Origin of the sequence: Parabacteroides faecis (genome assembly GCF_014647375.1) — a bacterium.
GTDB lineage: Bacteria > Bacteroidota > Bacteroidia > Bacteroidales > Tannerellaceae > Parabacteroides > Parabacteroides faecis.
Genome location: NZ_BMPB01000001.1, coordinates 192,041 through 205,635 on the forward strand (window position 1 = coordinate 192,041; position 13,595 = coordinate 205,635).

Genomic DNA, 13,595 nt, shown 5'->3' on the forward strand with positions numbered 1-13,595 from the left:
ATTACTGCAAAATAAACCTAAATCCGGCGACAAATATATAGATATTTTGTTTCCGACATGAATCTGTAGATGCTAATTATTGCCAATAAATAAGAATATCTTACTTTTGTGTGACAAATACGAAAAGAGAAATGCAAATCATTCCCAAAGCTAATACCTTACGAAAAAGTGTACTTTTATACCGGGGCATCCGTTACCGCCGCGGTTACGGAGTACATTCGCCTTTCGTCTTCAACCTGATAACAAAGGTGATAGAAGAACGCTGTTCCTATTATAGCTTTTATGATATAGAACTGATCCGGAAACAACTGCTTTTCCGCGACAATATCATCACCTATCCGGACCGACAGCAGAAAGGGATACGCCGCCGTACGATCGGAGAGATTGTGGAGCGCGAAGCGATCAAACCCAAACACGGTGCTTTGCTTTTCCGCCTGGCGAACTATTTCAAGTCGCAAAACATACTTCAACTGGGACCGTCGATGGGGTTATCCACCCTTTATCTGACCTCCTACGCCCCCGGACTGAAATGTATTGCCCTTGAGAATATCCCGGAGTTTGCCTCCATCGCCCGGATCGCTTTCGATAAAGCGGCACGCAACCCGGTGGACCTGCGCACAGGAACGTATAAAGAGCTGCTCCCCCAGGCATTGGAAGACATGGGGAAAGTCGATTTTGTATTTTTTAATACATTATATGAACAACATAACAACGTTTGGTTGTTTAATGAATGTACAAAGCATATCCATAACGATACGATCTTTGTTTTTGAAGGAATCAAGGCAAGCCGTAAGATGAGGGAGTTCTGGAAAGAAGTATGCGCCCATCCCGAGGTGACGGTAACGATAGACCTCTATTCGATGGGTATCGTATTCTTTAACAAGAAATTGCACAAGCGAGACTATATAGTCTACTTCTAACGGCGGTACTGTAAGGGCGGTTCGCGAACCGCCCCTACCAACGACACTATATTAAGAATATTGAATAAAAAAAGAAGTATATGAAAAAAAGCCTTATTTATACCGGTGGCGGCGACAAGGGAAAGACCTCCCTCGTAGGAGGCCAGCGGGTATCGAAAGCGCACCAGCGCATCGAAAGTTACGGAACGATCGACGAACTGAACTCATTCATCGGCCTGCTTATCACGGCACTCGATGACCAGGCGGATATCGACTTCCTCTCTTTCATCCAGCATAAGCTGTTCACCATCGGATCTTACCTAGCAACCGACCAGGAGACGACCGAACTGAAAATAGAAAGCAAGGTTACTCCCGAAAGCATCGCACGCATCGAACGGGAGATCGACCGTCTCGACAACGAACTGCCTCCGATGAAGAACTTCATTTTGCCCGGTGGCAGCCGTTCCGCTTCACTGGCACATGTCTGCCGTACCGTCTGCCGTCGCGCGGAACGCCAGATATACCGTTTGGCCGAAACAAATCCGGTAGAAGAGCCTGTTCTTATTTTTGTAAACAGACTCTCTGATTATCTGTTTGTTCTGGCCCGGAAGGAATGTATAAAAAATAATGGCAAAGAAATTATTTGGGATTATACTTGCATCTAAGAAATATTGTTTTATTTTTGCGGAAAATTTGAGAACCTGACTGCCTTCGGGCAGTTGTTAATACTAGATAACTATGTATTGGACATTAGAGTTAGCTTCGAAGCTGGAAGACGCGCCCTGGCCTGCAACCAAGGATGAATTGATTGACTATGCACAACGTTCTGGTGCGCCGTTAGAAGTAATAGAAAATTTGCAGGAGATGGAAGACGAAGGTGAGATTTACGAATGCATGGAAGATATCTGGCCTGACTATCCTAGTAAAGAAGACTTCTTCTTCAACGAAGAGGAATATTGATGTGCTTTAACACAAAGTATTGAAATATAGGCGAGGTAGTGGGCTTGCGAAGTCCCCTGCCTCGTTTGTTTTTTTGCGGAAAATACAATTTATATACTTTTGCCGCGTTATTGTAGGGGTGAAACATCTTTCACCTCGTTAGTTATAGTTAAATGAAGAGAGTCTTCCTGTTTATTATTGCATTGATTACCTGTACGATGAGCGTACGGGCCCAATCTGATATGCAGTTAAGCCAGTACTTCCTGGGAATGGGATATTACAACCCCGCCTATGCCGGAACAACCGGCGACCTGAATATGCTCGGTCTTTTCCGCCAGCAATGGATAGGCATACCCAATGCGGGTACCTCCTTCTTTGTCATTGCCGATATGCCGCTGAAACTAGGTAGCTTAAACAATGGTATCGGATTGGTTGTCAACACGGAGAGCATCGGATTGTTCCAATTCACGAAGGTCGCTTTCCAATACGCCTATAAGCAGAAATTGTTCGGAGGGACATTGAGTATCGGACTGCAGGGAGGTATATACAACGTCGGTTTCGACGGAACAAAGATACATATCCCCGAAAGCCCGGACCATACCCCTGCTGAATCCGACCCGGCCCTGCCGACCACTTCGGTACAAGCGATGGCCCTCGATGTAAATGCCGGTATCTATTACACGCATAAGAATTTCTATGCGGGTTTCGGAGCCACTCACCTGACAGCCCCGGAAATGGCATTGGGTGAAACGACAAATTATTACATTCCTATGGGATTAAATTTGACAGGCGGATACAATATTCAGCTAAGGAACCCGTTGTATGAATTACAGCCTTCTGTTTTCTTGAAGACAGATATGCAAACCTTCCAGGCGGATATCACCGCACGGATGGTCTATAATAAAATGTTTAACGGAGGTCTTTCCTGGCGTATAAACGAGTCGGTAGTAGTATTATTGGGAGCCACATTCGGCAGATTGCAGGTTGGATATGCTTACGATTTCCCTACCACGGCCATGTTAAAAGGGAGTTCCGGTAGCCACGAAGTGTTGGTGCGCTACCAGTTGAAGTTGAAGAAGACAAAAACAGGAAAGAACAGACATAAAAGTGTACGTATATTATAGTATATGAAAAAAGTATTATTAGTACTTATGGCAGTAGCCTTGCTTACCTCATGTGGTAAATCCCTTTCCGGAGCGGGAGGAGAAGTTACCGGGGTAAGATCTGTGGCTTTTAACGAACCGTCACCTTATGGCATGGTTCTGATCAAAAGAGGTTCGTTCGAGATGGGACCGGCAGACAAAGACTCCTTGTGGGGGATCAATCCTGAAACAAAAGGTGTTTCGTTTGACGCTTTCTGGATGGACGAAACGGAAATAACCAACGCCAAATACCGCCAGTTCGTCTACTGGGTGCGCGACTCCATTATCCGCGAACGCCTGGCAGACCCGGCTTACGGTGGCAACGACCTGTTCAAGATTACCGAAGACCGGTATGGCGAACCTGTCACCCCGCATCTGGACTGGAGCCGTCCGATCCCCTGGAAACGGGCGAACGAGGATGAGCTGCGCGCCATCGAAAGCGTTTATTACGTACACCCGATCACCGGCGAGAAACGTCTGGACGAAAAGCAGATGGTCTACAAATACGAATGGTATGACTATACCGGAGCCGCCCTTCGCAAAAACCGCCTGGACCCGGGCGAACGTGTCCGCAACACAGATATCCAGGTAAACCCGAACGAGGTGATCATGATCTCCAAGGATACCGCCTATATCGACGACGACGGCAACATCATCAACGAAACCCTGACCCGCCCGCTGAGCGGTCCGTGGGACTTCCTTCACACCCGCATCGTAAACATTTACCCGGATGAAACCTGCTGGGTGAACGACTTCAATAATGCTTACAACGAGCCATACATGCGCATGTACTTCCAGCACCCGGGATATGACGATTATCCTGTCGTGGGTGTTTCCTGGGAACAGGCTACCGCATTCTGCGTATGGCGTACCGATATGTTCAAGCAATCGCTGAACTTCCCTGCCGGACAGGCTATCGAACCGTTCCGTCTACCGACGGAAGGCGAATGGGAATACGCCGCCCGTGCCGGAAAGAACGAGAACAAATACCCGTGGTCGACCGACGAACTGCAGAATGCCAAAGGTTGTTTCATGGCGAACTTCAAACCCGGAAAAGGAAATTATACGGAAGACGGTCACCTGATCCCCTCACGTGTAGGCTCTTTCGCCCCGAACCAGTTCGGCCTGTATGACATGGCTGGTAACGTGGCAGAATGGACTTCTACCATGTATTCCGAATCAGGACCGAGCCAAATGAGCGACATGAACCCGGATCTGCGCTACAACGCAGCGAAAGAAGACCCGTATGCCATGAAGAAGAAAGTCGTACGCGGCGGTTCATGGAAAGACGTGGCACAATTCATCCGCTCGGATATGCGTACATTCGAATATCAGAACGAAACACGTTCGTATATCGGTTTCCGTTGCGCACGTACACAGATCGGTTTCTCCCGTTCAAAAGGAAAGAAATAATATAAGAAACATACAACATTATGGGAAAATATAGAAGATATAAAAACAGAATAGAGATGTTCCTTTCCAGCGATATGGGAAAGAGAGTACTGAACTTCTGTTACAGCTGGGGAGCATCTATCGTTATTATAGGTGCCATGTTCAAATTGCTGCACCTGCCGTACGGTAACCAGATCCTGTTCATCGCCATGACAGTGGAAGCATTGGTATTCTTTATCTCTGCCTTTGAACATCCTTCAAACGAATATCACTGGGAAGAAGTATTCCCCGTCCTGAAATCGAAGAATCCGATGGACCGCCCGGACTTTGCCGGAACAGGCATGTCTAACCTGATCAATTCGTCGGAAAATATGGAAGACGACAATGCCGGCGGAGGTATCAATATAAATGTCGGTGCTGCCAAGAGAGCAGGTATTGCGGGCGACCTGAGCGGAGCATCCGTTCTGGGTAACCTCGATGTCAGCGAAGAAGATACAAAGAACCTGAGCGAAAGCATCAAGAAACTGAGTGGTGCCGCCGAACAGATCTCAAAGATGGCAGAACTGACCGAAGCAACCCAGAAATACCTGGAACAACTGTCGGGTATGTCGGAAAATATGGAACGTTTCAGCCATGTGACCAACTCGCTGACCAACGTATCCGACACGCTGCTTAATTCCTATAAGAGCATTACGGACAATTCAGACGGTATCAACCAGAACTCACGCGGTTACGTGCAGCAGATGGAAATGCTGAACCGTAATATTTCCGGCTTGAATACAATCTACGAAATACAATTGAAAAGTATCAGTTCACAGATCGAATCCATCGAACATATCAACGGCGGCCTGAACCGCATCCGCGAAATGTACGACGGTTCGGTAACCGACAGCTCTGTTTTCCGCAACGAAACGGAAAAGATGACCCGTCAGCTGGCCGAACTGAACCAGGTATACAGCCGTTTGCTACAGGCGATGACGGTCAACATGGGTGCAGCCCCAGCCTACCAGCAACCGGCTTCGCAGCCCCAGCAGCCTAATTACCAGCAGCAGACTGCCTATCAGCAGCCGTACCAGCAACCGTACGGATATCAGCAGCAGGCTCCGTATACAAATAATCCAGGCCAGCAACAAGCCGGTAGATAACAAACAAACGAAACAAAAGAAAGATGTCCGGAATAGCTAATAATCCCAACTCGCCCCGTCAGAAGATGATCAACCTGATGTATCTGGTGTTCATCGCCATGATGGCACTGAATGTGTCATCGGAGGTACTCGACGGTTTCGAGCTAGTGGAAGACAGTTTGCGCACTTCTATCGACAATTCTACGCATCGTAACGATATCGTGGCCGGCGAACTGAATACCTACTACCAGTCCAATCCCGAAAAGGTAAAAGAATGGTACGACAAAGGTATACAGGTAAAGCATGCCTCCGACAGCCTGTACAACTACGTACAGAACCTGAAAGAACGTATCGCAGAGATTGCCGACGGTAAAGATGCCAACGTAAATAAGATCGAACATAAAGACGACCTCGAAGCCGCTTCACGCATCATGCTCGGCCCGGTTACCGGCGAAGGTAAAAAGCTGCGCGAAGCCATCGACTCTTACCGTACCATGATGGGTGAAATGGTGGAAGATAGCGCCAAGACCCGCATCCTGGAAGCGAGCCTGAGCACAACCCCTCCCCACAAAGCCGGTATCAATACCCGTACCTGGGAAGAGGCGTTGTTTGAAAATATGCCGGTCGCAGCCGCTGTGACATTGCTGACCAAGTTGCAGAGCGATATCCGTTATGCAGAAGGCGAAGTATTGAACAACCTGCTGAACAGCGTCGACGTAGGTGACTACCGTGTGAACCAGATGACCGCACAGGTCATCCCGGAAAGCCAGATCGTTATGCGCGGAGGACAGTACAAGGCGAACATCGTCCTGTCTGCCGTCGATTCGACGAAACGTCCGACCGTGTTTGTCAACGGTAAGGAATTGCCAGCAGACAGCCGCGGCCAGTTTACAGCCATTGCCGGTGCTCCGGGTACTTATCCCGTCAAGGGATATATCGAGATGCCGAACAACGACGGCAGCGTGATGCACCAGGAGTTTGAAAGCGAATACTTCGTTACGGAGCCGAGTGCTACCGTAGCACCGTTGCTGATGAACGTATTATATGCCGGTATCGCCAACGATATGCGTATCGCCGTACCGGGTGTACCGAGCGGAAACATCACGGCCAGCATGACCAACGGAACCCTGACACGCAAAGGCGACATCTGGGAAGCCCGTCCGTCGAAAGTTGGAACCGATGCCGTCATATCGGTAAGCGCCCGTATGGCTGACGGCCGCAGTGTGGAAATGGCAAAGAATACGTTTCGCGTACGTGCCCTGCCCGACCCGATGCCGTATATCGAATATAAGGATCAGAATGGCAACATGCGTAAATTCCGCGGTGGAAACATGACCAAGCGTAACCTGGTCGACACCGAAGTCCTGCAGGCTGCTATCGACGACGACATATTGAATATCAAATTCGATGTATTACGTTTCGAATTGATCTTCTTCGACTCGATGGGAAATGCGATCCCTGAAGTATCACAGGGTCCCCGCTTCTCCGACGGTCAGAAGGAGAGGATCCGTCGTCTGACAAGAGGCAAACGTTTTTACATCAGAGGCGTGGTGGCCAAAGGTCCCGACGGTCTGGAACGTACCCTTACACCGATCGAAGTCATTGTAAATTAAATGTAGGGGCGGTTTGCGAACTGTCCCAAATAAGGATATAAAATATGAAACGTTTTTATTACATACTGGCAATTGCAAGCGCCCTGTTCTTCACTGCTACCTCCATGCAGGCACAGGAAGAATCGGAGAACACCCAGCAACGGGCAAGAAGAACCCCGCAAGCCTCCCGCGGAGAACGGGCAAACGATAAAAAAGACACCGGTATGCCCGAACTGACCGTACGGGCACAGGATATGAACGAGCGTATGACACAGGAAGTGGGAAACGCCCGCTGGATGCGTGTCATCTATCGTCAGATCGACCTGATGAAAGAAAAGAATGCCCCGCTTTATTATCCCGTCACACCGATGAACGGACAGATGAACCTTTTCTCCATCATCTTCAGTCTGATCAGTGAAGGCAAAATAGATGCGTACCAGTACGAAGACGGTTACGAAGATTTCAGCGAAGGTAACAAGATCGACCTGAAAAAGATGCTCGACAGCTTCGGTATCTACTACGAAGAAATAGCCGGACAAGGTAATCAGGGAACGACGTTCGTTATCAACGAAAGCGATATACCTTCCGAATATGTCCGTTCTTATTACGTGAAGGAAGCCTGGTATTTCGACCAGAACAATTCCGTATTCGACGTAAAGACACTGGCTATCTGCCCGATCATGACCACTTCCGGTGATGTCGGAGAGCTGACGATGCCGATGTTCTGGATCCCTTACGAAAATATCCGCCCGTATATCAATACAGCGTTCATCATGACGTCGAACATCAACAACGCGATGACCTTCACACTCGACGATTATTTCCGCCGCCGTATGTTCGAAGGTGATATTTTCAAGACACAGAATCTGATGAACCTACCGTTGCAGGCATATTGTCCGACTCCGGATTCAATAAAGAAAGAGCAGGATCGTATCGAAGGCCAGTTGGTTGCCTTTGAAAAGTCACTCTGGTTCCAGCCCGACACTACCCAGGTAGAAGATCCGAAAGCAGCTAAGAAGGCCAGCAAGGCCTCCGCTCGCGGACAGAGAGGCGCAACCACCGAGAAAGCGAAAGAAACCAAAGAAAAGACCATCAAGACAAAAGCTCCGAAAGCCGAGAAATCCTCTCCGGTACGCAGCGTACGTCGCAGACGATAAAGAATGTGCCAATATGCCTATGAGGCAATGTGCCAATGAAAATAGCAACTGGTTCAGTATTTATCAGAAATGAATGTAGGGGCGGGGTCTGCCCGCCGCATACACCATCAACGCATATCCGGCAAGAACGGTTAGTGACTGTCCGAATTCTCCTCTGAACTGCTTTCGCCGCTCTCCTTTGAACCGTTTCCGTACCCCGAGAGTGTCAACAAGGCCCCGATGCAAGCTAGGACGATTTCCGTACGGTCCGTCCACAAAGCCATCACATCCAGTATCACCAGATAACACACAAGCCACTTCGGGCTGATTGCCCGGTACAACCACTTCTTCGTTCTTCGTCATTTGTTTCCTTCTTTTTCAGATTCAACAAAAAGCCCAGCAGAGCTTTAATAAATTGCAAGATTTGTCTTAGTTTGTTCATAATGTTGTTGTTTTATATTATAGTCAGAAATAAAAACATCACTCGATTCATGCCGCCTCCTTTCCTACCCAATCATACATATCCATCAGGCGGACTATTTCTTCTCCTATCGAGATCAGGTTACGGCGGTACTGCTCGCGGTTATCGCCATTCTGCTCACTGATATAGGGGCTATAGGCGATCTCTACTCTCATCCGGCGCAGACGTTCGATCTCGCCGACCAACGCATCCAATGAAAGGAGCGCTGTAGGTTGTTGTTGTTTTTGTCCATATTATTTATTTTATGCCCGAAGGCAGTGATAAGGTCCACACAACGAAACCCCGAAAGATATCTCTTCCGGGGCTTGTTTTGCCTGTTTTCGCTCTTCACAGAGCTAGAACAGAAGAACTTTATTTCATTACTTTAGTATTAATATCGACCGCTTGTTCGCCTGTCGCAGGGTACTTGTCATGGAGGTGGGTGAACCCCACCCCTACGGCACACAGTCAATTTAAATTTATTGATTATAAATAATTTCTTATTTTACGATAGCAGGTACTGCTGCTTCACCTTCAACTTTCACATAAACTACTCCGGCAGGAACCGCAATTGTAGCTTCGCTTGAAGTAACTACTGTGTTAGCGATTGTCTGACCAAGGACGTTGTTGATAACAACTTTCTTACCTTCTGCACCCTTAACGATTACAGCACCGTTAGATGCAATTACAGTGATAGTAGAAGTTGTGATATCTTCGTTAGCGACAGATGAACCTTCTGAAGATTCTACATTGTAGATATCAGCAGATGAAGCATCGAAGTTTTCAAAGTTGTCTTTTACAATTACAGGAACACCGTTCTGGACTTTCAACCAACCGCCTTCAGTCATAGGACGAGCAGCACCGGCAAATGCATTGTCATTCTTCCAAGATTCAGATTCGATCAAGAAATCTTGAGCTTCATCATCATTGATCAAACGGAATTCAAACTTAGCAGCATTATGCTTGTTTTCAGCAATAGTAACCTGTTTGCCATCAACAAACAATTTAGTATAGTTACCTGTACCCGGCATAGTACCTTCTTCTTTCACAACATACCCTTTCAGGAATGCCAGACGAGTATACTTGTTCTCCCAGTTATACTTGTTATATTTAGCATCGATCTTCAAGTTAACCAAGAAGTTACCAAAGAGTGTATCAGGAGTTACATGGGTATGATCGCAAGACAAAGAATCAGCTAATGAAGTATGATCTTCACCACACCATTTAACAGAGCCTTTCTGTTCCGTTACATTACGAGCAATAAAGTACTGAGGCATCAATACACCTGTTTCTGTTGTCGGTATTACTGTCATTTCAGCCAAAGCTTCGGCGTTATCGCCCTTACCTTCCACTGCCAACAAATTCAATTCAGCAGCTTCAGAAGCATACAGATATTCTTTATCAGTTGAACGTGTGCGATAGAACTTCAAGATATTCTTTTCACCCAGTTCTTCTTTAGTAAATTCACGATAGTAACGAGTTGAATCAACGACTAAAGCAAATGCAGAAGTACGTGTTTCAGCAGTAATATCTTCAGCTTTGATCAAACCTGTTGCATCAACCACACCGGCTTTCTTATCCCAAGCAGCATTAATCAAAGCATAATAGTGAGTACCATCCACATCATTCACTTCTTTCAAATAGAAGTTAGTTGCAGAAGCGGCATTGGATACTACCATCATTTCTGTTCCATCTACATTTGTGATCTGTACATATTTGTTATGTTGATTCAACTTATTCGGATTATAAAGGCTGATCTGATACAGACCACGTTCCAGAGAATTACCATAACCATATTCTTTGTTGTCTCCAATTCTGTGCAATCTGAATTTATCTTCAGAATCAGCAGATACAACTAAAACAGAATCATTATTGATAGTTTTATTACCAACTTCAACATTCAATCCGGAAGAAATATTCAGATAACCCAGTGTAAAGAGAGCTCTCGGATCTCCTGTTGCTGTGCGGTAATAACCTTCTTCACTTTCAGGAGCAACACTCAATACGAATGTATCATTTTTCTCTTCAACAGAACCCTGATAGATATACTGGCTGATTGTTACATAATATTTACCGTCTTTTTCTTCTACAGTATAAGCACCCAGGTTCAGTTTTTCACCTGTTTCCATATTGTAAATATTCGGATAACCACCGAAGTCTGTCGGAGTAGCTTCTACATACCATTTAGCAGCCGGAAGATGAGCAAAATCCATCTTACCCTGATCTGCCGGAGTCACTTTCGTCAATGAATAATTATCGACATCCAACATCAAACGGGCACCGTTTTCCTGAGTGTTTGCTTTTACAATATCCAGATAGTACAAACCTGCAGGAACATTAATAACATTTACAGGACCAGCCAGACTTAAACCGATACGGTCATTGATTGTCCATTCCAATGCATTCGGACGTTTGATATATTCAGAGCTACCAACCGTTACTTCACGATGGTTACCCAGAACAGCTACTTTCACTAAATTCTGTTCGAAGCCCGGAGCGTAAGAAGCCTTGTAACGGATCTCGCTGTCTGCACGGTCTTTCCAATAAGTTGTTGTAACGTCTTTCTGGTTGTAACCGTCAGCTTCGATACGTAAAGAGTCCTGAGTCGGGAAATACAAGAAACGGAAGTTGAAACGACCATTAATATCACGAGCAGCAAGCGGTGCATTCGGATTTTCAAATTTCTTATATTCTCTTGTATTGAATGTCAGATGATTTATACCAGCTACTTCTTCAGACAGATAAGCCGTATCAACCATCAGGTATTTACCATCATCAGCTTTTAGAGATAACCAGTACGGAGTTTTAACAGCATTCAAATTAGCATAAACTGCATACAATCCCTGGGCAGTACGGGCAGCTTTAGCGGCAGCTCTATCAGCAAGGGCCCATTTATGCATGTGATAAATAACATCACCCTTGTCGAATTCAAGATCCTGGCTTAAGGCAAGAATTCTATCTATCGAAGTAGTACAAGATTTTCTCAGGGTAGCTTCCTCATTTTCTTCCTTTTCAATTGTAGCCTCCAGTTCAGATTTTTGATCTTCCAGTTTATTTAACAATGCTAAGAGGTCCTTATCTAATTCGTTATTATGAATAATACTATTTCTTACAGTGATGTATTCAGTACGTGCCTTTTCCTCTTTAGCCTTAGCTGTCTCTAAAGCCTCTTCTGCGTCAGCTTTATTAGCGACACTCTCATTTACAGCAACCGTACACTTTTCAAGTTCCGAAGCAGCATCTTCAGCTTCTTGTTCGGTAACCTTGTAAGCGTCATTTACTGATGTTACATAATCGTTCGTTACTTTTCCTAAACCTGTATTTACATCATTGATATCAGATGTTATAGCAACTGTTTCATCAATACCAGCAGTCTTTGCATTATCATATAACTCTTTCGCAAGTTCAAAGAACAATTCTTTATCAGATTCAGTCGCAATATCTACAAGAGCAAAAAAATCATTCCAAGATTTTGTATCATCAAGATATACAGTATTAAAAAGGGATAATGTTACTAAATCGAATTTGTTATCTGTATTTGTCTTTACTGCATCAAAATACTTCTTTGCTAATAAATCTTTCTGATATGCAACATTTTTCTTACTCAATGCCACGCTCCATGCCTCTGTTGCAGCCATTACCTCTTCATTAGCTGCACTCAACTCATCATTACGAGTATCAACAAGAGCTTGAGCCTCTTCCAATGCATCTACCGCGTGGACTAAAGTTGTATGTAAACCTTCAATCTTCTTCTTCAGATCATCATTGATGTTTGCATTGTTCTTTATGGATTCATCGATAGACTGCAATCTTTTATTAAGATCTTCTAGGTCATATCTATGTCCCCGCAAAGAAACGCTAATTTCCTGTAATTGTTTTACCAATTCATTATAGTTTCCTTTCTCTTCTTTCAGCATCTTCGCTGTTACAGCATAATCCTCTTTCTGATCATTTAATGCTTCCAAAGCGGCGTCTACCAGTTTTACCTTAGCTTCGTAAACAGCATAAGCTTTTTCATAAGCTTCATAGGCATCAGCCACTTCACCATAAGACAATGTACCCGGCTTCGGATCAACAGCTTCATATTCTTGTTCTACCCATTTGTTAGGCATACCATCGGAGACACCTTTTGCAAATGCGAAAGCTACTTTGTCATCAGCCTGAGTCTGAAGTTTACTGTTCAAATCATACTTGCTTAACCATACCGGGCCAGCTACTACCGGTTTGATTCTGAAAAAATCGACTCTTTCCTGAACATCTTTTGTTGCATACTTGACAGCAGCCACTTTACCAGAACCATCTGATGCAGGAAGCAAAGTCATGATAGAGTCTGCATGAATATATGTTTCCGGAGTTCTTGCGATTGTCAGGTTTTCACCAGCCTCATCAAGCATCCATGTCCATGAAACATCCTTTCCGCCTAAATGGGAAGCAGTCCACGCTCCACCTTTATAATCCTGCGCCTTTGCAGGATCGAAAGACAAAGTAAGGTGATGAGCCAGGTTTCTGAAAATAAAAGCAGTTCTGGATTTGTCTACATTAGAATCTTTTTCTACAGTCCAAAGAGATTCTCCAATATTAGCCTGAAAATAAGGAACAAAGGCCAATTCATAGTGGAAACCGCCGCCTTGCAGATCTTTTACTTTCTGCATAACCAGCACATTATAACCATCTGATAACTGATAAGCTCTACCATCTGTAACTTTAGATACAGCTTCTATAGAAGGAGCCGTAGCTTTAGTATACACATCCTGAGTCTGAGCATAACCAGTCCCAACAGTTGTCGCCAGTAACATACCGGCCACCAAAGTAGAAAACTTTTTGTTCATAATCTTTTGTTTAATATTAATAATAGTGTTACTTAAAAAGCCTTTTAACCTTAGATTTGGAACGCCTCTGAGAGTAAATGAC

General features: G+C 45.2%; 10 protein-coding genes and 1 pseudogene. 8 read left to right on the plus strand and 3 right to left on the minus strand.

All coding sequences use genetic code 11. The features are described 5' to 3' along the window. Nucleotides 1-131 precede the first annotated feature (131 nt). The 8 genes from IEY67_RS00635 to porN all read left to right on the plus strand — a co-directional run bounded on the left by IEY67_RS00635 (nucleotide 132) and on the right by porN (nucleotide 8,245). On the plus strand, nucleotides 132-920 hold the full coding sequence (locus IEY67_RS00635) for an O-methyltransferase (RefSeq protein ID WP_122353148.1): 789 nt from the start codon (nucleotides 132-134) through the stop codon (nucleotides 918-920). 80 nt (nucleotides 921-1,000) lie between these two features. Then, the gene (locus IEY67_RS00640; RefSeq protein ID WP_122353149.1) at nucleotides 1,001-1,564 is read left to right on the plus strand and encodes a cob(I)yrinic acid a,c-diamide adenosyltransferase; all 564 of its coding nucleotides are present in this window, start codon (nucleotides 1,001-1,003) and stop codon (nucleotides 1,562-1,564) included. 73 nt (nucleotides 1,565-1,637) lie between these two features. Further along, complete coding sequence (locus IEY67_RS00645; RefSeq protein ID WP_005633363.1) at nucleotides 1,638-1,859, plus strand: DUF2795 domain-containing protein; 222 nt, start codon at nucleotides 1,638-1,640, stop codon at nucleotides 1,857-1,859. A gap of 152 nt (nucleotides 1,860-2,011) precedes the next feature. After that, nucleotides 2,012-2,962 (plus strand): PorP/SprF family type IX secretion system membrane protein, encoded by a 951-nt coding sequence (locus IEY67_RS00650; RefSeq protein WP_122375667.1) that lies wholly within the window; start codon nucleotides 2,012-2,014, stop codon nucleotides 2,960-2,962. A gap of 3 nt (nucleotides 2,963-2,965) precedes the next feature. Further along, nucleotides 2,966-4,393: a T9SS ring complex lipoprotein PorK/GldK gene (porK, locus tag IEY67_RS00655; protein WP_122375666.1), complete on the plus strand. Its 1,428-nt coding sequence runs from the start codon at nucleotides 2,966-2,968 to the stop codon at nucleotides 4,391-4,393. A gap of 20 nt (nucleotides 4,394-4,413) precedes the next feature. Beyond that, nucleotides 4,414-5,517: a type IX secretion system motor protein PorL/GldL gene (gene porL / locus IEY67_RS00660; protein WP_229800913.1), complete on the plus strand. Its 1,104-nt coding sequence runs from the start codon at nucleotides 4,414-4,416 to the stop codon at nucleotides 5,515-5,517. Nucleotides 5,518-5,540: 23 nt separating this feature from the next. After that, entirely contained in the window at nucleotides 5,541-7,109 is a 1,569-nt protein-coding gene (gene porM, locus IEY67_RS00665; RefSeq protein WP_183670453.1) for a type IX secretion system motor protein PorM/GldM, read from the plus strand. Nucleotides 7,110-7,153: 44 nt separating this feature from the next. Further along, complete coding sequence (gene porN / locus IEY67_RS00670) at nucleotides 7,154-8,245, plus strand: type IX secretion system ring subunit PorN/GldN (protein WP_183670450.1); 1,092 nt, start codon at nucleotides 7,154-7,156, stop codon at nucleotides 8,243-8,245. A gap of 274 nt (nucleotides 8,246-8,519) precedes the next feature. On the opposite strand, the gene IEY67_RS25105 is transcribed toward porN, so the two are convergent. The 3 genes and pseudogenes from IEY67_RS25105 to IEY67_RS00685 all read right to left on the minus strand — a co-directional run bounded on the left by IEY67_RS25105 (nucleotide 8,520) and on the right by IEY67_RS00685 (nucleotide 13,513). Further along, complete coding sequence (locus tag IEY67_RS25105; protein WP_229800914.1) at nucleotides 8,520-8,666, minus strand: hypothetical protein; 147 nt, start codon at nucleotides 8,664-8,666, stop codon at nucleotides 8,520-8,522. A 47-nt stretch (nucleotides 8,667-8,713) separates the two neighbouring features. Then, nucleotides 8,714-8,851: pseudogene (locus tag IEY67_RS00680) on the minus strand (glucosaminidase); the annotation flags it as partial. Between the two features lie 333 nt (nucleotides 8,852-9,184). Then, on the minus strand, nucleotides 9,185-13,513 hold the full coding sequence (locus IEY67_RS00685) for a DUF6383 domain-containing protein (RefSeq protein WP_183670448.1): 4,329 nt from the start codon (nucleotides 13,511-13,513) through the stop codon (nucleotides 9,185-9,187). Between the last annotated feature and the right edge of the window lie 82 nt (nucleotides 13,514-13,595).